Genomic DNA, 19,543 nt, shown 5'->3' on the forward strand with positions numbered 1-19,543 from the left:
CCCCGCGCCCCCCCCCCCCCCGCCACTCCCCCCCCCCCCCCCCCCGGGTCCCCCGCCCCCCCGTACGGGGGGGCAAACGCTTTACGCCGCCGGGGCCCCCGGGCCCCCGGCCCGCCTTCTCTTGCACCTACTGCCTACGCGGCGCTATTCCGCCGCCGCGATCAGCTCGCGGCACTTCTTCACATCCTCGGCCATCTGCACCAGCAGCTCGTCGAGCGAGTCGAACTTCGCCTGGCCGCGCACGAACGCCAGGAAGTCGACGGCGACGTGCAGGCCGTACAGGTCGAGGCCCACACGGTCGATGGCGTACGCCTCCACCGTCCGTTCCGTGCCGTCGAACTGCGGGTTCGTGCCGACGGAGATCGCGGCCGGCATGGCCTCGCCGTCCGCGTGCAGCCAGCCCGCGTAGACACCGTCGGCCGGGATCGCGGTGTGGGGGAGCGTCTCGACGTTCGCCGTCGGGAAACCCAACTCCCGGCCTCGCTGAGCGCCTCGGACCACCACACCCTCGACGCGGTGCGGACGGCCGAGGATCTCGCGCGCGCCCCCGACGTCCCCCGCGCCGACCAGACGACGCGTCAGCGTGGACGAGAACGGCTCTCCGCCCCCCGCCTCTCCCGACACGTACAGGTCGACAACCTCGACCTCGAAGTCGTACGTACGGCCGAGTTCGGTCAGGAACTCCACGTTGCCGGCCGCTTTGTGGCCGAATCGGAAGTTCGGGCCCTCGACGACCGCCCGGGCGTGCAGCTTGTCGACCAGAACCTTGACCACGAAGTCGGCCGGGGAGAGCTTCGAGAACTCCTTGGTGAACGGAAGAATGAGAACCGCGTCCACGCCCAGCTCTGCCATCAGTTCGGCGCGGCGGTGGTGCGGGGCCAGCAGCGGCGGGTGGCTGCCCGGGCGCAGGACCTCGCTGGGATGCGGGTCAAAAGTCACGACCACCGAGGGAACGCCCAGGTCACGGGCGCGCTCCACGGCATGCCGGATGATCAGCTGGTGTCCGCGGTGGACTCCGTCGTAGGAACCGATGGTGACGACGCCGCGTCCCCAGTCCTCGGGGATGTCCTCCAAGCCACGCCAGCGCTGCACTGTGACCGCTCCTCGTCGAACCCGTGTCCGTGTCTGCCTCTTACGCAGGCCTTCTTACGCAGGTCTAAGGGTGCCATGCCGGACGCGCCCCGCTCGCATCGGCATGGAGGCTGTGACGGGGCGCACGTGACCGATTGTCGACTGTCGGTCGGCAGGGTGTCCTATGCGGGCACTCTTGCCCCCGCCAGGTTCTCGATCATGCGCCGGGTGCTGGGGCCCACCACGGCCGCCCACTCGTCCGGGGTGTCGGCCAGCCAGCCGGCCACCAGCACCGCGAAGCCGGGCACCCGCCGGCCCAGTTCGACCAGGCCGCAGTCGAACCGCGTGGCGCCGTCCGGCGTCCGCACGAGCAGCAGACCGCAGCGGTGCACAAGGCCCCGGGTGCGCTGTTCGCCATGGCGGGCCGCGCCTTCCGCGGTGGCGCGCAGCAGCACTTCCAGGACGGTGGGGTCGTGTTCGCGGGCCAGGAGGGCTTCGAGGAGTTCGTGGCGGACGGGGTGGGAAGCGGGCGTCCCGGGCGCGGCGAGCACGGTCGCGAGGGCCGCCCGCACCGGTGCCGGGCCGCCGTCGAGGAGGTCGGTGACCACCGGGAGGAGGACGGTCCGGGCGGTGGGGCCGTGGTCGAGATGCCGGTCGATGTACGCGGCCATGTGCCCGGCGGTCTCCGGGCACCGTTCCGTGGTCTCCCGCACGAGAGCGGCGACCCGGCGGGCGAGGGCCGGGGTCGTGACGTCGGCGAGGGTGCGCAGCATGTCGCCCGCCTCCGGTCCGCGCAGCCTGGCCCGGAACGCGTCCAGCACCGGCTCCGGGTGGGTGGTGAGGGCGGCGACCAGGGCGCTCGGCGGGAGGTGCGGGTCGCCGGCCGTGAAGTGCCGCAGCGCCTGCGGGAGATGGCGGGCGCGGGTGCCCGGATCGCGGACGAGCAGCGCCAGTGCCCCGCCGTGCAGCGTGCGGTCGGCGGGGCGGGCGAGCAGCGTGAGGGCCGCGTGGCGCAGGAGGTCACGGTCGGCCTCGGTGCGGACGTGAGATGCGGCACGCAGTCCGTATGCCACCGCCGCGACCCGCCGGGCCGGCCTCTCGTCGTGCGCCCACCGGTCCACGGCCCGGCAGACGGCGGACGGCTCCTCCTCCGCGAGTACGGCGAGAAGTTCGTCCCCACGCCGGTGCGCACTGCCGACGAGGACCTCGGTGAGGTCGTCCAGAGCCTGGTGGCGGTGCGTGTGCAGAAGCGCCTGAGCGGCGGTCGCCACGGTCGCGTCCGGGGTCGCGGGCAGCGGACGGTCGTCGTCGAACCAGCGGGCGAGGAGGGGTTGTACGGCGGCGGGGTCGGCGACGAGCAGCTGGGCCACGGCGTCCAGGTAACGGGGCTGAGGGGACCGGGCCGGGGGATCGTCGCCGACGACAAGACGACGGAGGAGGTCGACGCGGGTGGTCTCGGGGAGGTGCAGGGCGGTCCAGAAGGAGGGGCCCAGTTCCGGCGGGACCGGCTGGTTGCGCTGCCGGCGGGCCACGACGCGGTCGGTGAGGAGCCGCAGGACCTGGGTGTACGGGGTCGCGTCGGAGAGACGCAGGAGTACGTCGGTGAGGAGATGGGTCGCCCACCAGGTGGAGACCGCCGAGCCGGGGGTGGGTTCGGGGTCGAACGCCTGCACCAACTCCCGGAGGCGGAGCGCCAGTTCGGGGGCTCCGTGCTGGCGGGCCAGGAGCAGCAGCGCCTGGACGACCGGGCCGATGCGGTGGTGCGGTACGGGGATGAGGGCTGCGTTCCCGCCGGTCCCGCCGTTCTTGCCGTTCTCCGGGCGGCGCCGGTGGACCAGGGCGTGCAGCGCCTCGTCCAGGTCCAGGTGCGTGCCCTGGATCCAGTCGGCGAGTTCCTCGTGGGCGAAGCGGTAGCCGGTGCCGGCGGGCACGAGGAGGCCCTCGGTGAGCACGGCGGAGGCCCAGCCCGTGCCGCCGCCCAGCCGGGCCGGTGCGGGGCCCCAGGGAAACACGGACTCGAAGGACGCGCGGTCCAACTCGCCCTGTCCGGGGCCCAGGCTTCGGCGGGCGGCCTCGTGGACCTGGCCGGAAACCCGGGCGGCGAGACGGCGTACGGCGGTGCCGCGCAGGCCGTTCTCGGCGGCGAGGCGGACGGCGATGCGGAGGCACATGAGGTCGAGGTGGGCGGTGAAGACGTCGTGGCGGTCGAGGCGGGGCGTGGTGGGGGCGTCGAGGAGGGTGGGGAGGGCGGCGCGGACCTCGGAGAGGAGGCGGAGGGTGAGGGGGTGACGGGCGTCCTGGGGGGTGAGGGCGGAGGCGGGGACGGCATAGCGGGCCTGGGCCTGCTGGGCTTCGGGTTCGGTGAAGTCGGTGAGGTGGAGGTGGGGTGGATTTTCGCCCCCGCCGCCCCTGCCCGTCCCATCCCTGGGGGCTGCGCCCCCAGACCCCCCTTCGGCCTGAACGGCCCCGTCCTCAAACGCCGGACGGGCTGAAAGGGCTGCTGCCCCCGTCTGTTCCCAGTACTCCGGGCGGCAGGCCACCACCAGGCGGGCGCCGGTTGTGCGGAGCCACTCCTGTGTTGCCCTCGTCCATTCGGGGGCGCGGTGAGCGAGGAGAGGGGGCATTTCCTCGGGGCCGTCCAGGAGGAGCAGCAGGGGGCGTCCGGTCCCCTTGGACAGGTGGGCCAGGCGTTCCGGGGTGATGTCGCCCAGGTCGGCGCCGTGCGCGCCCGACGCGGCCACGATCCGGCCCGCCCTCTCCAGCGCGCGTCGGGCCGCGTCCGCCACGGAGGTGTCCTCGTCGCGGAGGTCGGCGCCGCGCACCCACAGGGTGGGGGCCGGTTCCGGGGACCGGTGGCGGCGGGCGGCGAGGGCCGCGAGTTCCGTCGTACGACCGCTGCCCGGGGCCCCGACCAGGCCGAGGACGACTGCCCGGCCGTCGCCGGCGGCAGTGAACGCGGCGAACTCCCTTGCCGGTGCCGCCCGTTCGACCGGCGCGACCGCGCCCACGAAACCCGCCGACGCACCCGGTGGTCCGTCCGAGCCCACCGAGGTGGCCGTCAGCTCCAGGATGCCCGCGAGATTGAGGTCGGCGCCGTACCCGGGCACCGTCGCCGCGTTGCGGGCGAGAAGGTCGGTGAGCGGGCCGGCCGCGTCCGTGTGCCGGGGGCGCAACGGGAGCGCGAATCCGGCCGCGGGGTGTCCGGCCGGTTCCTGCGGCAGCAACGCTGTGCCCAGGACACCCAACACCGCTCCCGTCGTACGGTCGAGCACCGGTCCCCCGGCCGCGCCGCCGCCCAGTCGCAGCGCGTCGCGGCCCGCCGTGCCGATCGCCAGTTCAAGGGCGTCGGGAAGGAGATGGAAGCGGTCCGTGGCCGTGTACGTCACGTCGGCCGTACCGAGCACCCGCGCCTCGCGCCAGCCGCCCGCCGCGATCCGCACATACGTTCCGGTCGCGACGCGGTCCCGTAGGGAGACGGGGAGCGGGTCCGTGCCGAGGCCCTCGGTGTGTACGAGGGCCAGGCCGAGGGCCGGAAGGGGGGTCACCGCATCCGCCGTCGACACCACGCACGTACGGTCCGCTGCGGCGTGCAGGACCAGCCGGGCCAGTCCGTCGACCGCCTCGTGACTGGTGATCAGCGTGCCGTGGTGGTCGGCGACGAAGCCTGTACCGCGCGGTCGTCCTGCCAGGTCGCACACCCGCACGAGCGACTCGTCCACCGCTTCGGCAACGGCTCCGTCGTCCCGCGCCTCACGCGCACCTGCCGACGGCTGACGGCCGCCCCCGGCGCGCGGGCCCCGTCCCACCATCGTCGACCTCCCCGCCGTACCCGCGCGCCTGCGTACGCACGCGTCTGCTTCCGACGGTAGGCCCCGATGATCAGCGGGACAGGGCGGCGGGCGAACGCGCCCCCTTCCGCCCCCTCGGTTCACTCCGAGCGCCTGCCCGGACGGGTGAATGAACCCTGAGGGATGGATACACCTTTGGGTGGGGGAACCGAGGGGGGACCGTGGAGCGGCGGGAACGTGTCCCCGTGATCGCCGCTCCACGGGCCGGCCGGGTCGTACCGGCCCTGCGGAAGCCTCGGACGCAGAGGTCTCAGACGAAGACCGCGAGGCTCTTCGCCTTGCCCTTCTCCTCCGCCACCAGGGCGAGGAACTGCCCGGCGGGGTCGAAGACGGCCACGGCGCCCACGCCCGCGTAGGCCTCGGGCATCTCCAGCCGTACGCCGTTCGTCAGCAGGCGCGCCCGCCTCTCGTCGACGTCCCAGCGCGGGAACGCGGCGGTGGCGGCCTCGGCGATCGGCATCACCGTCAACTCCTGCTGCAACTGGTCGAGCGTCCGGGCCGCGTCCAGCTTGTACGGGCCCACCCGCGTCCGGCGCAGGGCGGTCAGATGGCCGCCCACCCCGAGGTCGGCGCCCAGGTCCCGGGCCAGCGCACGGATGTACGTACCGGAGGAGCACACCACCGACACGACCAGGTCGAGTACGGGGGTGCCGTCGGCCGCGACCGCGGTCCGGACGTCGTACACCGCGAAGGAGGAGACGGTGACCGGGCGGGCCGGGATCTCGAACTCCTCGCCCTCACGGGCCCGTTTGTAGGAGCGCACGCCGTCGATCTTGATTGCGCTGACCTTGGACGGCACCTGCATGATGCGGCCGGTCAGCTTGGCGACGCCGGCGTCGACGGCCTCGCGGGTGACCCCGGAGGCGTCGGTGGAGGAGGTGATGTCCCCCTCGGCGTCGTCGGTGAGCGTGTTCTGTCCGAGGCGGACGGTGCCCACGTACTCCTTCTCGGTCAGCGCGAGATGGCCGAGGAGCTTGGTCGCCCGCTCCACGCCGAGGACGAGCACGCCCGTCGCCATGGGGTCGAGGGTGCCGGCGTGTCCGACGCGGCGGGTCCTGGCGATCCCGCGCATCTTGGCGACCACGTCGTGCGAAGTGAAGCCCGACGGCTTGTCCACGATGACAAGCCCGTCGGGCGTCCTGGTGTTCTGCTGCGTCATTCGGCGGTGTCGTCCTCGTCCTCGGGCTTCTTGTACGGGTCCGCGTCACCGGCGAACGCGGCACCCGCGGACGCCTGGCGCACCTGTTCGTCGGAGGCCCGAGCCTTGTCGAGGAGGTCCTCGATCTTCTTGGAGGTGTCCGGGAGGGCGTCCGCGATGAAGGTCAGGGTCGGCGTGAACTTCACGCCCGCGGCCTGGCCGACGGCGGAGCGCAGGACACCCCTGGCGCTCTCCAGGCCGGCGGCAGCGGCTGCCCGCACCTCGTCGTCCCCGTACACCGTGTAGAAGACGGTGGCCTCCCGGAGGTCCCCGGTGACCCGGGTGTCCGTGATGGTGATGTGGGTGCCGAGCCGCGGGTCCTTGATCCCGCGCTGCAGCTTCTTGGCCACCACCTCTCGGATGAGGTCAGCCAACCTCTTCGCCCGCGCGTTGTCGGCCACTGGTCCGTCTCCCGTTCTTCGCTGTTCTGCGTGCCGCATCCTGCGTTGTCGCAGGTTGTTCGTCAGTTGGTCGGCTAGTCGTCGTCGCCGTGGAGGCGCCGCCTCACGGACAGCAGTTCCACCTCGGGGCGGCCGGCGACCAGTCGCTCGCACTGGTCCAGTACATCGGTGATGTGCCCCACCTCCCCGGCCACAACCGCCAGGCCGATGCCGGCTCTGCGGTGCAGGTCCAGGTGTTCGACCTCGGCCGCGCTCACCGCGTACTTGCGCTGGAGTTCGGCGACGATCGGGCGGACGACGGAGCGCTTCTCCTTCAGCGAGCGTACGTCGCCGAGCAGGAGGTCGAAGGACAGAGTCCCCACGTACATATGTGTATCCGGATGTCCCGCCGGTACGGGATCGACGGCCCCGCCGGCTGTATGGGCGGGGACATCGAGAACGGTACAGCGTATGGGCCGGTGGCTCGACGGGTTTGTTCTCGCCCCCGCCGCCCCTACCCGTCCCATCCCTGGGGGCTGCGCCCCCAGACCCCCCTTTCGCGCCGAAAGCGCTCGTCCTCAATCGCCGGACGGGCTGACTACTCAGCCCGTCCGGCGATTGAGGACGAGGCCCGTTCAGGGCCGGGACGGCCAGCTGGCCGACGGGGACTTCTCCCCGTCGGCCAGCTGGACTACACGCACCGCCTGTTACTGCTTAGCCGCGCGGCTTCTCGCGCATCTCGTACGTCGCGATGACGTCGTCGACCTTGATGTCGTTGAAGTTGCCGAGGTTGATACCGCCCTCGAACCCTTCGCGGATCTCGGTGACATCGTCCTTGAAGCGACGCAGACCGGAGATGGTGAGGCTCTCCGCGATGACCTTGCCATCGCGCAGCAACCGCGCCTTGGTGTTGCGCTTGACCTCGCCGGAGCGAACAAGCACACCGGCGATGTTGCCCAGCTTGGACGAGCGGAAGACCTCGCGGATCTCCGCCGTACCGAGCTCGACCTCTTCGTACTCCGGCTTGAGCATGCCCTTGAGGGCCGCTTCGATCTCCTCGATGGCCTGGTAGATCACCGAGTAGTAGCGGACGTCGACGCCCTCGCGCTCCGCCATCTGCGCCGCGCGGCCCGCAGCGCGGACGTTGAAGCCGATGACGATGGCGTCGGAGCCGGTCGCCAGGTCGATGTCCGACTCGGTGACGGCACCCACACCGCGGTGCAGGACGCGGATGTCGACCTCTTCGCCGACGTCGAGCTGGAGCAGCGAGGACTCGAGGGCCTCCACCGAACCGGACGCGTCGCCCTTGATGATGAGGTTGAGTTCCTGCACCAGACCGGCCTTGAGCGCCTCGTCCAGGTTCTCCAGGGAGAACCGGACTCCACGCCGGGCGAAGTTGGCGTTGCGCTCACGCGCCGCGCGCTTCTCGGCGATCTGACGCGCCGTGCGGTCCTCGTCGACAACCAGGAAGTTGTCGCCGGCGCCCGGGACGTTGGTGAGACCGAGGACGAGGACCGGGGTCGAGGGACCCGCCTCTTCCACGTTGTCGCCCTTGTCGTCGAGCATCGCGCGGACACGGCCGTACGCGTCGCCGACCACCATGGTGTCGCCGACCCGCAGGGTGCCTCGCTGGACCAGGACGGTCGCGACGGCGCCGCGGCCCTTGTCCAGGTGGGACTCGATCGCAATACCCTGCGCGTCCTGCTCCGGGTTGGCCCGCAGGTCGAGCGAGGCGTCCGCGGTGAGGACCACGGCCTCCAGCAGGCTCTCGATGTTGAGGCCCTGCTTGGCGGAGATGTCGACGAACATCGTGTCGCCGCCGTACTCCTCGGCCACCAGACCGAACTCGGTGAGCTGACCGCGCACCTTGGTCGGGTCGGCACCTTCGACGTCGATCTTGTTGACCGCGACCACGATCGGCACACCGGCCGCCTTGGCGTGGTTCAACGCTTCGATCGTCTGGGGCATCACACCGTCGTTGGCCGCCACCACGAGAATCGCGATGTCGGTCGACTTGGCACCACGGGCACGCATGGCGGTGAACGCCTCGTGGCCCGGGGTGTCGATGAAGGTGATACGACGCTCTTCTTCGTTGACGACGGTCGCGACCTGGTAGGCACCGATGTGCTGGGTGATGCCACCGGCCTCGCCCGCGACGACGTTCGTCTTGCGGATGGTGTCGAGCAGGCGGGTCTTACCGTGGTCGACGTGACCCATGACGGTCACGACCGGCGGACGCGCGACGAGGAACTCCTCGCCACCCTCGTCCTCGCCGAACTCGATGTCGAAGGACTCGAGCAGCTCGCGGTCCTCCTCCTCGGGGCTGACGATCTCGAGGACGAAGTTCATCTCGTCCGCGAGGAGCTTCAGCGTCTCGTCGGAGACGGACTGCGTGGCAGTGACCATCTCGCCGAGGTTCATCATCACGCCGACGAGCGACGCCGGGTTGGCACCGATCTTCTCGGCGAAGTCGGTGAGGGACGCACCACGCGACAGGCGGACGGACTGTCCGTTGCCACGCGGCAGCATCACGCCGCCGACCGACGGGGCCTGCATGGCCTCGTACTCCTGGCGCCTCTGCCGCTTCGACTTGCGACCACGACGCGCGGGACCACCGGGACGACCGAAGGCGCCCTGCGTTCCACCACGGCCACCCGGACCACCGGGACGACCGCCGAAGCCGGGACGGCCACCGCCGCCACCACCGGGACCACCCGGACGGCCGGCGAAACCGCCGCCACCGCCACCGGGACCACCGGGACGACCGGCGAAACCGCCGCCACCGCCACCGGGACCGGCCGGACGGCCGGCGAAACCGCCGCCGCCACCGGGACGACCGCCGCCACCGCCACCGGGACCACCGGGACGACCGCCACCGCCACCGGGACCGCGGCCACCAGGGCCACCGCCGGGACGCGGGGTACCCGCAGCGGGACGCTGCGGCATCATGCCGGGGTTGGGACGGTTACCGCCGGGGCCGCCGCCGGGACGCGGAGCGCCACCGGGACCACCCTGCGGACGGGGCATGCCGCCCGGGCTCGGACGACCGCCACCCGCACCCTGCGGACGGGGAGCACCCTGGCCGCCGCCCGCACCCTGCGGACGCGGCGCACCGGCACCGGGAGCGCCACCGGGGCCACCCTGGCCGCCGGGACGCGGGGCGCCCTGCGGACGGGGCGACTGGGGACGCGCCATGCCGGTGGAGCCACCGGACGTGAAGGGGTTGTTGCCCGGACGGGGACCGGCCGGACGAGCACCGCCGGGACGCGGGGCGCCCTGGCCGGCCGGACGCGGGGCGCCCGGACGCTCGCTGCGACCCTGACCACGGTCCTGGCCGCGGTCCTGACCCGGACCGCGTTCCTGACGGTCCTGACCAGGACCGGAGGGACGGGCGCCGGGACGCGGGGCACCGGGACGGGCACCGCTGCTGGGACGCGGAGCCTGTGCGGCGGCCGGAGTGACCGGGGCCGACGGCGGAGCGGTGAACTCCGGCGTGGTCGGCGCCGGGGAGGCCGCCTTCGGCGCGGGCTTGGGGCCCGGCGTCGGACGTGAGCCCTGGGCGGCCGGGGTGACCGGCGTGACCGGTGCACTCGGCGCGGCGGGCGCCGCGGGGCGCTCGGCCACAGCGGGCTTGGGAGCCGGCGGCCGCGGGGCAGCCGGACGGGCCGACGGCGCCGGGGCGGGCGCGCCGGGCTTGGGGGCAGCCTTGCGCGGGGCGCCGGGCTTGGCGCTGCTCCCGCCCTGGAAGGCGTCTGTCAACTTGCGTACTACGGGCGCCTCGATCGTCGAGGATGCCGATCGGACGAATTCACCGAGTTCCTGGAGCTTGGCCATGACGGCCTTGCTCTCAACCCCGAACTCCTTGGCGAGTTCGTATACCCGGACCTTAGCCACTTCGCTCCTTTTAGGTCCGGGTCTGCGTCCGGACCGTCGCTACTTCATGGGCGTACTCATCGCGTGCTCATCGAGTGCTCATCGCAATCTCGACCTACTTCCAACTCGCGGGGTACCAGAGCCGCACGGGGGTTCCGTGCGACGCGTTTTACGGTGTTGCCTGCTCGACGTGGTGGCGCAGCGCCACCGTGTCGAGCGTTCCTGGGGCACGCAGTGCCCGTGAGAACGCCCGGCGACGTATCGCCAGGTCGAGACAGATCAGGGCGGGGTGCACGTACGCACCCCGGCCGGGCAGCGTACCGCGATGATCGGGGACGCATTCACCCTCGATCGCCACGATGCGCAGCAGATCCTTCTTGGCCGCTCGCTCCCGACACCCCACACAGGTGCGTTCAGGGCATGCGCGGGCACGCGTCCGGCCAGACACTCCTAAGTCTACCTCCCCGCACCGACCTCACCCATTTGAGGCAAGAATCGAACAGTTGCCGCGCAAAAATCTGTCGTGATCTCAGCCACCTGCGGCTGGGATCTATTCCCTCATCGGTCCCGGGGCCGCTCAGGGGGCCGCTCGGACGGCTGCTCGGTGTCCGGGCGGATGTCGATCCGCCAGCCGGTCAGCCGGGCCGCGAGCCGGGCGTTCTGGCCCTCCTTGCCGATCGCCAGCGACAGCTGGTAGTCGGGGACCGTCACGCGTGCGGAGCGGGCTGCGAGGTCGACGACCTCGACCTTGGTGACCCGGGCCGGGGACAGCGCGTTCGCCACCATGTCGGCCGGATCGTCCGACGAGTCGACGATGTCGATCTTCTCGCCGTTCAGCTCGGCCATGACGCTGCGCACCCGGCTGCCCATGGGGCCGATGCAGGCCCCCTTGGCGTTCAGGCCGCTGCGCGTCGACCGTACGGCGATCTTCGTGCGGTGACCTGCCTCACGCGCGATGGCCGTGATCTCGACGGAACCGTCCGCGATCTCGGGCACCTCCAGCGCGAAGAGCTTCTTCACCAGGTTGGGGTGCGTGCGCGAGAGGGTGACGGACGGACCGCGCACTCCCTTCGCCACGCGTACGACGTACGACCGCAGCCGCAGCCCGTGCGTGTAGGTCTCGCCGGGGACCTGCTCCTGCACCGGCAGGATGGCCTCCAGCTTGCCGATGTCGACGAGCACGTTCTTCGGGTCGCGGCCCTGCTGGACGACACCGGTGACGATGTCGCCCTCGCGGCCCGCGTACTCGCCGAGCGTCGCGTCGTCCTCCGCGTCCCGCAGGCGCTGCAGGATGACCTGCTTCGCGGTGGAGGCGGCGATCCGGCCGAAGTCCGACGGAGTGTCGTCGAACTCACGTGCCTCCTGCCCCTCCTCCAGCTCCTGGGGGTCCTCCTTCGCCCACACGGTCACATGACCGGTCTCCCGGTCGAGCTTCACGCGCGCGTGGCGGCGGCTTCCCTCGGTGCGGTGGTAGGCGATGAGGAGGGCCGACTCGATCGCCTCGACCAGCAGGTCGAAGGAGATCTCCTTCTCCCGTACCAAGCCCCGCAGGGCACTCATGTCGATGTCCACGGCTACGCCTCCTCCTCTTCCGTCATGTCCTGCTCGTCGTTCTCGTCGTGCTTGTCCCTGCGGTTGAACTCGACCTGGATGCGGGCCTTGTCGAAGTCGCCGAAGGCGAGCCGGCGGGCGGTGGCCTTGCGGCCCTTCACACCCGGCACTTCGAGGTCCATGCCCTCGTCGTCCACGGTCAGGATTCTGCCGACCACGTCGCCGCCGGCCTCGACGAGCTGGAACTTCACCAGCCGGTCGACAGCGCGTACGTAGTGCCGGTGCTCGGTGAGTTCGCGCTCGGCGCCGGGGGTGCCGACCTCCAGGGTGTACTCCCCCGCGCCCATCGCGTCCGTCTCGTCGAGCTTTGCCGAGAGCGCGCGGCTCACATCGGCGATCGCGTCCAGATCGGCGCCGTCGTCGGAATCGACGACGACCCGCAGCACTCTCTTGCGCCCGACGGACTCCACTGCGATCTCTTCGAGATCGAGACCCTGCGAGCTGACGAGCGGCTCCAGGAGCTCTCGAAGCCTCTCGCTCTGGGTGGTGCTCATCCGGGTGACTCCTCGGCCGCGTGTGCTGTTGTGGGTAGGTCGCGTGTCAGGTCAAAGGGTATCCGGTCCCGGGGGGTGTTGCCGTCCACCGGGACGCCGCCGACCGCCCGGCGGCGCCGGTGGCGGGCACCGAGCCGGGGCGCGGGTACGGTGATCACGGGCGTGCTGCCCTTCCCTGGTGTTCTGTTCGTACGAGCCCTCCGAGGACGTCTGCCGTGCCGCTTCCCCCACCGTCGCGCACCACGCCGGTACCCCCTTCGGGGCCACGCAGAAGGACCCTGCTCGCCTCGGCCGCGGGCACCGCCCTCCTCGTGGGGTGCTCCTCCTCATCCGACTCCACCGCCACCAGCGCCGGCAGCCCGTCGGTCGCCGAACGCACGCGCGCGCGTGCCGCCGCCGACAGCGCGGGGCTCGTACAGAAGTACGACACCGCGATCGCCGCGTATCCGGTGCTGGCGGAGCGGCTGTCGGAGCTGCGGGCGGAGGTCGTACGGCACACGGAGGCGTTCGGGGGCGCCGAGCCGGCACCCACGCCGACCTCCGCGTCACCTTCGGTCTCGGCCCCGGCTTCGGCGGCTCCGTCGCCCGCCGTGCCGGTGAGCGAGCAGGACGCCCTCGCCGGGCTCGCCGCCGCCGAGCGGACGCTCGTGGACCGGCGTACGAAAGCGCTCCTCGAAGTGCCCGGCGAGCCGGCGCGACTGCTGGCCTCGGTGGCTGCTGCCGGAGCCGCACATGTCTATCTGCTGACGGAGGGCGCGAAGTGAGCGAGGAGACGAAGGACACCGGCGAACTGGCCGCGCTCCAGGCCGCCCTGGGCGCCGAACACGCGGCGGTGTACGGGTACGGAGTCGTCGGCGGGCTGATCGGCGACGCCCGCAGGAGCGAGGCACGGGCGGCGTACGACGCCCATCGGGCCCGGCGCGACGAGCTGGCGCGCGCGGTGCGGGCCCTCGGGGGCACGCCGGTGGCGGCGGCGGCCGGGTACGCCCTGCCGTTCCCCGTGCCGGACTCGGACGCCGCCGTACGGCTCGCGGCGGAACTGGAGGAACGGGTCGCCGGCGTGTACTCCGACCTGGTCCGGGCGGCGGAGGGCGAACGGCGCCGGACGGGCGCCGAAGCGCTGCGGGAGGCCGCGGTGCGGGCGGTGCGCTGGCGGGGCGGGAGCGTACCCTTCCCTGGTCTCGCCGAGCGGGCCGCCGCCGCGTCGGCGGCCCCTACGGCACAGCCGTAACCCGTACCCCGTACCGGAAGGGAACGACTCGCGCATGGTTTTCGAACCGCCGCCCCGTCTGGTGAGGGCGCTCGGCGAGACGGCACCGGACGGTGGCGACTGGTTGGCCGAGCTGCCCTCGACCGCTCAACGGGCCGTGGATCTACGCGTGTTGACCGTGGAGCGGGTACAGGTCCCAGGTGGTCGCAGCAGCCTGGTGATGCTCGTGCGGCGCGCGGACGGTACGCCCGCCGTCCTGAAGCTCGCGCCGCCCCGGGCCCGGCCGGAGAGCGAGCGGGCCGCGCTGGCGCACTGGGGCGGGGTGGGTGCGGTGCAGTTGCTGGAGCCGTTCGCCGGTGAGGGTGTCCTGCTGCTCGAACGGCTGCATCCGGATGTGTCGGTGCGGTCGCTGCCCGAGGCGAAGGCGCTGCTGGAGGCGGCGGGGACCTTGCGGCGGCTGTGGGTCGAGCCGCCCGTCGGCTCCGGCGCGGTGTTCGAGACGGTGGCCGCGCGGACCGGGCGGCAGGCCGAGGTGATGCGGGCCGGCGCCGGCGCGGATGCCGAGGTGGCGCCGCTGGTCGCGGCGGCGCTCGCGGCGCGGGAGGAGTTGCTGGTAGCGCCGCCCGAGGCCCGGCTGCTGCATGGCACGTTCCGGCAGAGCAAGGTGCTGGCCGCTGAACGGATGCCGTGGCTGGCGGTAGGCCCCGATCCGGTGGTCGGCGAGTGCGCGTTCGATCTGGCCCGGCTGGTCCGGGACCGGGTGGAGGACCTGATCGCGTCGTCGTCAGGGGCCGCGATCACCCGGCGCCGGGTGAAGCGGCTTGCCGAGTCGCTGGATGTGGATCAGGAGCGGTTGCGGGGGTGGACGTTGTTCCGGGCGGTGGAGTCGGGGGTACGTGCACTGCGCGTGGGGCGGCCCAAGGACGCGGAGTTGTTGTTGGAGTTCGCCGGGTGGCTTTAGGCCGGTTCCTCACCGCGGGTGGTTCGTGGCTGGTCGCGCAGTTCCCCGCGCCCCTCTGGGGCGCCGCGGTCCCTCCGTGGGACGTGGCTCTGTGTCACGGCCCACGGAGAGAACTCTCTGTCAGGCGGTCAGGCGGGCGATCGCCTCATCGACCGTCAGTTCCTCGCGCTCGCCCGTCCGGCGGTCCTTCAGTTCGAGGACGCCCTCGGCCGAACGGCGGCCCGCCACCAGGATCTTCGGTACGCCGATCAGCTCGGCGTCCGTGAACTTGACTCCCGGGGAGACACCGGCCCGGTCGTCGACCAGGACGCGGGCGCCGGCGGCGGCCAGCTTGTCGGAGACGTCGAGGGCCAGTTCGGTCTGGAGGGCCTTGCCCGCGGCGACGACGTGGACGTCGGCCGGGGCGATCTCCTTGGGCCAGCACAGGCCCTGCTCGTCGGCATGCTGCTCGGCGAGGGCCGCGACCGCCCGGGAGACGCCGATGCCGTACGAGCCCATGGTCACGCGGACCGGCTTGCCCTGCTTGCCGAGGACGTCGAGACCGAGGGCGTCGGCGTACTTGCGGCCGAGCTGGAAGATGTGGCCGATCTCGATGGCACGGTCCAGCTTGAGGCCGGTGCCGCAGGCCGGGCAGGGGTCGCCTTCCTGGACGACCACCGAGTCGATGTACTCGTCGACCTCGAAGTCCCGGCCGGCGACGACGTTCTTCGCGTGCAGGCCCGCCTTGTTGGCGCCGGTGATCCAGGCGGTGCCGGGGGCGACGCGCGGGTCGGCGAAGTAGCGGACCTTCTCCAGGCCCTGCGGGCCGACGTAACCGCGTACGAGGTCGTCGCGGCCCGTGAAGTCCTCGGCGGTGACGAGTTCGACGGCGGCGGGCGCGAAGTGCGCCTCGACCTTGCCCAGGTCGACCTCGCGGTCACCGGGGACGCCGATCGCGACGATCTCGCCGTCCACCTTGATCAGGAGGTTCTTGAGGGTGTCGGAGGCGGCGACCTTCAGGTACGCGGCGAGCGTCTCGATGGTCGGGGTCTCGGGGGTCGGGATCTCTTCGAGGGCGGGGACCGCCGAGCCGTCCACCGGCTGGAGCGCGTATGTGATCGCCTCGGTGTTGGCGGCGTAGTCGCAGTGGGGGCAGTCGGCGAAGGTGTCCTCGCCGGCGGCGGCCGGGGCGAGGAACTCCTCGGACTTGGAGCCGCCCATGGCGCCCGCGGTGGCGGCGCAGATGCGGTAGTCGAGGCCGAGACGCGCGAAGATCTTCTGGTACGCCTCGCGGTGGAGGGCGTACGAGTGGGCCAGGCCCTCGTCCTCCAGGTCGAAGGAGTACGAGTCCTTCATCAGGAACTCGCGGCCACGCAGGATGCCGGCACGCGGGCGGGCCTCGTCGCGGTACTTGTTCTGGATCTGGTAGAGGATCACCGGCAGGTCCTTGTAGGACGTGCACTGGTCCTTGACCAGGAGGGTGAAGATCTCCTCGTGGGTCGGGCCGAGGAGGTAGTCGCCGCCCTTGCGGTCGTTGAGGCGGAACAGCTCGGGGCCGTACTCCTCCCAGCGGCCGGTCGCCTCGTACGGCTCCCTCGGCAGCAGGGCGGGGAGGGTGACCTCCTGGGCGCCGATGGCGTCCATCTCCTCGCGGACGACCCGCTCCACATTGGCCAGAACCTTCTTGCCGAGCGGCAGCCAGGACCACAGACCGGCGGCGGTACGGCGCACATAACCGGCCCTGACCAGCAGCTTGTGGCTGAGCACCTCGGCGTCGGCGGGGTCGTCACGCAGTGTCTTGACCATCAAACGGGACATGCGCTGGACCTGGGCCTGGGCCATGATTCTCGACTCCTGCTGCGTAAGGGTGATGGCAGGAGGTTAGCCGGGGGGTGCGTGAGGGCGGAAATCGGCGGACAGGCCCTCAGCGGCGGCGCAGGGGCAGCGGGGCGCCCATCACGGCGTACGGCTTCGGGGCGCTGGGGAAGAGGACCTGGCGGGCCAGGTCCTCGTAGCCGAGGGAGTGGTAGAGACCGCGGGCCGGGCTGTCGGTGTCGATCGCCGAGAGGATCGAGCGGGGTTCGGCGGCGGAGTCGGTGATGGCGGTGATCAGGGCGCGGCCGACGCCGATGTTCTGGTAGCGCGGGTGGACGTGCAGTTCGGTGATCACGAAGGAGTCGTCGAGCCAGGAGTCCTGGCCCTGCCGGCGCAGATACGGCTCGACGACGGTGGACCACCAGTGCGTACGGTCGTTGGGCATGCCGTAGACGAATCCGGCGAGCCGTCCGTCGGGGGTGGTCGCGCCGAGTGCGCGGGCGCCCGGGTAGGTCAGATGCCGGAGCACGATCTGTCTGCGTACGGCGACCTCGTCGGGGCCGAGCCCGAACGCCACGGCCTGGACGGCCAGCGCCTCGTCCACCCGGGCGGTGAGGTCCAGAAGGCCGACGACCACGTCGTGGGGGTGGGGGTGACGGTGGCCCTGACCGGGGAAGCGCGGCATGTCGGGAGCCTACAGGGGGGTGCGCGTCGCCCTGGGTGGCTGCGGGCGTATGTGGCTGAGCCCCGCTCCTCGGGTCGTCTCAGAACAGGACGCTCATGAACGCGCCGACTTCCTGGAAGCCCACCCTCAGATATGTCCGGCGGGCAGGGGTGTTGAAGTCGTTCACGTACAGGCTGACCATGGGGGCCACGTCGGCGAGGGCGTACCGCAGTACGGCGGCCATGCCGGGGGCGGCGAGGCCGTGCCCCCGGTACTCGGGGGCCACCCAGACGCCCTGGATCTGGCAGGCGTGCGGGGTCGCGGCGCCGATCTCGGCCTTGAAGGCGACCTTGCCGTACTGGTCGAGGCGGGCGAAGGAACGGCCGGATCCGACGAGTTCGGCGACCCGGGCCTGGTAGAGGAGGCCGCCGTCGCCGGCGAGTGGCGAGATTCCGACCTCCTCGGTGAACATCGCCACGCACGCCGGCATGATCGTCTCCATCTCGTCCTTGCGGATCCGGCGGACGTACGGATCCGGGGCGACGACGTAGGGGTCGGGCAGCCGGTCGGTCACCATGAGGGGCTGGTGGCGGCGGACCTCCCGGGCGGGGCCCCAGCTCGGTTCGAGGAGCCGCCACAGCTGGGCGGTGGCCTCGACGGGGCCGACGATGGAGGAGCAGCGGCGGCCCGCTCGCCTGGCGCGGTCGGCGAAGGCGCGTACGGCGCGCGGGGTGGCGCAGATCGGGACGAGGTTGGCGCCCGCGTAGCAGAGGCTGGTGAGCATGCCGTCCTCGTACCAGCCCCACATCTCGCCGCCGAGGCGCCAGGGGTCGAGGCCCGCGATCTGGACACGGGACGTCACGAAGGCGTTCGCGACCGGCTCGCGGTCGAGGATGGCGAGCGCGGCGTCCAGGTCGCCCGGTTCGAGTACCCGGGAGGTGGTCTGCGTCAACACGTGCGGGCCTCACCATGCGGTCTGCTGATCTCCGCACTGTACCTGCGGAAGCTGAGCGGCGCCGCCCTGTGTTTGGGGCCCGTTCTCTTGCCAGTGACCGTCGGCCGGGTCGCCGTTCCTGGGGGCTGCCGCCCCCAGACCCCTGCTCCGGCCCTGAACGGGCCTTGTCCTCAAACGCCGGACGGGCTGAAAATCAGCCCCTCAACCCGCTACGGACACCGACGGCTCGCCGGAGGCGATCCCGTCCGCCTCCATCTGTTCGGCGATCTTCAGCGCTTCCTCGATCAGGGTCTCCACGATCTTCGACTCGGGCACGGTCTTGATGACCTCGCCCTTGACGAAGATCTGCCCCTTGCCGTTGCCGGAGGCGACGCCGAGGTCCGCTTCCCGCGCCTCGCCGGGGCCGTTGACCACACACCCCATGACCGCGACGCGCAGCGGGACCTCCATGCCCTCCAGGCCGGCCGTGACTTCCTCGGCCAGCTTGTAGACGTCGACCTGGGCGCGCCCGCACGACGGACACGACACGATCTCCAGGCCGCGCTGGCGCAGGTTCAGCGACTCCAGGATCTGGTTGCCGACCTTGATCTCCTCGACCGGCGGCGCGGACAGCGAGACGCGGATCGTGTCACCGATGCCCTCGCTGAGCAGCGCGCCGAAGGCGACGGCCGACTTGATCGTGCCCTGGAACGCCGGGCCCGCCTCCGTCACACCGAGGTGCAGCGGGTAGTCGCAGGCGGCGGCCAGCTGCCGGTAGGCGTTGACCATGATCACGGGGTCGTTGTGCTTGACCGAGATCTTGATGTCCCGGAAGTCGTGCTCCTCGAAGAGGGACGCCTCCCAGAGCGCCGACTCGACGAGCGCCTCGGGCGTCGCCTTGCCGTACTTCTGGAGCAGTCGCCGGTCCAGCGAACCGGCGTTGACCCCGATGCGGATCGGCGTGCCGTGGTCGTTGGCGGCGCGCGCGATCTCCTTGACCTGGTCGTCGAACTGCTTGATGTTGCCGGGGTTCACCCGGACCGCCGCGCAGCCGGCCTCGATCGCGGCGAACACGTACTTCGGCTGGAAGTGGATGTCGGCGATCACCGGGATCTGCGACTTGCGCGCGATCGTCGCCAGCGCGTCCGCGTCGTCCTGCGTGGGGCACGCCACCCGCACGATCTGGCAGCCGGACGCCGTCAGCTCGGCGATCTGCTGGAGTGTGGCCCCGATGTCCGACGTACGCGTGGTCGTCATCGACTGGACCGACACGGGTGCGTCTCCGCCCACGGCCACCGAACCGACCTGGATCTGCCGGCTCTTCCGGCGTTCGGCGAGTTTGGTCGGAACGGACGGCATGCCGAGAGAAATCGCAGTCATCTGCTGTGCAACCCCAAGTTGTGGTTCAAGGTCCGGTCCCGTGAACAGCGGGCTCCAGGCTTCGAGATTACGGCACGTGCAAAGGCCGGAGAACATCCCGCACGTAAACCCACTCATTGGAGAAC

Annotated in this window: 16 protein-coding genes; 3 read left to right on the forward strand and 13 right to left on the reverse strand. The window is 71.7% G+C overall.

Annotation, left to right across the window (positions count from 1 at the left end; all coding sequences use genetic code 11):
- Window positions 1–144 precede the first annotated feature (144 nt).
- From ACH4TV_RS26895 to rimP, 9 genes are all read right to left on the reverse strand, one after another.
- Window positions 145–1,092 carry a bifunctional riboflavin kinase/FAD synthetase gene (locus tag ACH4TV_RS26895; protein WP_398402398.1) on the reverse strand — a complete coding sequence of 316 codons (948 nt, stop codon included), beginning with the start codon at window positions 1,090–1,092 and terminating at the stop codon, window positions 145–147.
- Between the two features lie 161 nt (window positions 1,093–1,253).
- Window positions 1,254–4,880, reverse strand: a complete 3,627-nt coding sequence (locus ACH4TV_RS26900; RefSeq protein ID WP_398402400.1) for a serine protease — start codon at window positions 4,878–4,880, stop codon at window positions 1,254–1,256.
- A 289-nt stretch (window positions 4,881–5,169) separates the two neighbouring features.
- Window positions 5,170–6,078: a tRNA pseudouridine(55) synthase TruB gene (gene truB / locus ACH4TV_RS26905; RefSeq protein ID WP_398402402.1), complete on the reverse strand. Its 909-nt coding sequence runs from the start codon at window positions 6,076–6,078 to the stop codon at window positions 5,170–5,172.
- Window positions 6,075–6,518 carry a 30S ribosome-binding factor RbfA gene (gene rbfA / locus ACH4TV_RS26910; RefSeq protein ID WP_398402404.1) on the reverse strand — a complete coding sequence of 148 codons (444 nt, stop codon included), beginning with the start codon at window positions 6,516–6,518 and terminating at the stop codon, window positions 6,075–6,077. Before rbfA ends, truB begins: the two co-directional genes overlap by 4 nt.
- A 74-nt stretch (window positions 6,519–6,592) precedes the next feature.
- Entirely contained in the window at window positions 6,593–6,886 is a 294-nt protein-coding gene (locus ACH4TV_RS26915) for a DUF503 domain-containing protein (RefSeq protein ID WP_164418577.1), read from the reverse strand.
- A gap of 325 nt (window positions 6,887–7,211) precedes the next feature.
- Complete coding sequence (infB, locus tag ACH4TV_RS26920) at window positions 7,212–10,391, reverse strand: translation initiation factor IF-2 (protein ID WP_398402406.1); 3,180 nt, start codon at window positions 10,389–10,391, stop codon at window positions 7,212–7,214.
- Between the two features lie 148 nt (window positions 10,392–10,539).
- Window positions 10,540–10,818: a YlxR family protein gene (locus ACH4TV_RS26925; RefSeq protein ID WP_398402408.1), complete on the reverse strand. Its 279-nt coding sequence runs from the start codon at window positions 10,816–10,818 to the stop codon at window positions 10,540–10,542.
- Between the two features lie 110 nt (window positions 10,819–10,928).
- Window positions 10,929–11,942 carry a transcription termination factor NusA gene (nusA, locus tag ACH4TV_RS26930; protein WP_398402410.1) on the reverse strand — a complete coding sequence of 338 codons (1,014 nt, stop codon included), beginning with the start codon at window positions 11,940–11,942 and terminating at the stop codon, window positions 10,929–10,931.
- Between the two features lie 2 nt (window positions 11,943–11,944).
- A complete protein-coding gene (rimP, locus tag ACH4TV_RS26935) occupies window positions 11,945–12,475 on the reverse strand; it encodes a ribosome maturation factor RimP (protein WP_398402412.1) in 531 nt (176 codons plus the stop codon).
- A 215-nt stretch (window positions 12,476–12,690) separates the two neighbouring features.
- Between rimP and ACH4TV_RS26940 the strand changes: the two genes are divergently transcribed.
- Genes ACH4TV_RS26940 through ACH4TV_RS26950 form a run of 3 tightly spaced genes read left to right on the forward strand, consistent with a single transcriptional unit; the run spans window position 12,691 to window position 14,646 of the window.
- Window positions 12,691–13,239, forward strand: a complete 549-nt coding sequence (locus ACH4TV_RS26940; RefSeq protein ID WP_398402414.1) for a hypothetical protein — start codon at window positions 12,691–12,693, stop codon at window positions 13,237–13,239.
- Entirely contained in the window at window positions 13,236–13,706 is a 471-nt protein-coding gene (locus ACH4TV_RS26945; RefSeq protein ID WP_398402416.1) for a ferritin-like domain-containing protein, read from the forward strand. Before ACH4TV_RS26940 ends, ACH4TV_RS26945 begins: the two co-directional genes overlap by 4 nt.
- Before the next feature lie 34 nt (window positions 13,707–13,740).
- Window positions 13,741–14,646: an aminoglycoside phosphotransferase family protein gene (locus ACH4TV_RS26950; protein ID WP_398402418.1), complete on the forward strand. Its 906-nt coding sequence runs from the start codon at window positions 13,741–13,743 to the stop codon at window positions 14,644–14,646.
- A 120-nt stretch (window positions 14,647–14,766) separates the two neighbouring features.
- Here ACH4TV_RS26950 and ACH4TV_RS26955 read toward each other — a convergent pair whose 3' ends face one another.
- The 4 genes from ACH4TV_RS26955 to ispG all read right to left on the reverse strand — a co-directional run bounded on the left by ACH4TV_RS26955 (window position 14,767) and on the right by ispG (window position 19,418).
- The gene (locus ACH4TV_RS26955; protein ID WP_398402420.1) at window positions 14,767–16,467 is read right to left on the reverse strand and encodes a proline--tRNA ligase; all 1,701 of its coding nucleotides are present in this window, start codon (window positions 16,465–16,467) and stop codon (window positions 14,767–14,769) included.
- Between the two features lie 82 nt (window positions 16,468–16,549).
- The gene (locus ACH4TV_RS26960; RefSeq protein ID WP_398402422.1) at window positions 16,550–17,125 is read right to left on the reverse strand and encodes a GNAT family N-acetyltransferase; all 576 of its coding nucleotides are present in this window, start codon (window positions 17,123–17,125) and stop codon (window positions 16,550–16,552) included.
- A gap of 79 nt (window positions 17,126–17,204) precedes the next feature.
- Window positions 17,205–18,059 carry a GNAT family N-acetyltransferase gene (locus ACH4TV_RS26965; RefSeq protein WP_398402424.1) on the reverse strand — a complete coding sequence of 285 codons (855 nt, stop codon included), beginning with the start codon at window positions 18,057–18,059 and terminating at the stop codon, window positions 17,205–17,207.
- Between the two features lie 201 nt (window positions 18,060–18,260).
- Complete coding sequence (ispG, locus tag ACH4TV_RS26970; RefSeq protein ID WP_398402426.1) at window positions 18,261–19,418, reverse strand: flavodoxin-dependent (E)-4-hydroxy-3-methylbut-2-enyl-diphosphate synthase; 1,158 nt, start codon at window positions 19,416–19,418, stop codon at window positions 18,261–18,263.
- Window positions 19,419–19,543: the final 125 nt, after the last annotated feature.

It is taken from the genome of Streptomyces sp. NPDC020898 (assembly GCF_044333925.1).
GTDB lineage: Bacteria > Actinomycetota > Actinomycetes > Streptomycetales > Streptomycetaceae > Streptomyces.

Excerpts from the sequence above, each read along its gene's own strand:
- ACH4TV_RS26900 (WP_398402400.1), bottom strand. The coding sequence starts at position 4,880 with ATGGTGGGACGGGGCCCGCGCGCCGGGGGCGGCCGTCAGCCGTCGGCA.
- ACH4TV_RS26950 (WP_398402418.1), top strand. The coding sequence starts at position 13,741 with ATGGTTTTCGAACCGCCGCCCCGTCTGGTGAGGGCGCTCGGCGAGACG.
- ispG (WP_398402426.1), bottom strand. The coding sequence starts at position 19,418 with ATGACTGCGATTTCTCTCGGCATGCCGTCCGTTCCGACCAAACTCGCC.
- truB (WP_398402402.1), bottom strand. The coding sequence starts at position 6,078 with ATGACGCAGCAGAACACCAGGACGCCCGACGGGCTTGTCATCGTGGAC.
- ACH4TV_RS26955 (WP_398402420.1), bottom strand. The coding sequence starts at position 16,467 with ATGGCCCAGGCCCAGGTCCAGCGCATGTCCCGTTTGATGGTCAAGACA.
- ACH4TV_RS26960 (WP_398402422.1), bottom strand. The coding sequence starts at position 17,125 with ATGCCGCGCTTCCCCGGTCAGGGCCACCGTCACCCCCACCCCCACGAC.
- rimP (WP_398402412.1), bottom strand. The coding sequence starts at position 12,475 with ATGAGCACCACCCAGAGCGAGAGGCTTCGAGAGCTCCTGGAGCCGCTC.
- ACH4TV_RS26915 (WP_164418577.1), bottom strand. The coding sequence starts at position 6,886 with ATGTACGTGGGGACTCTGTCCTTCGACCTCCTGCTCGGCGACGTACGC.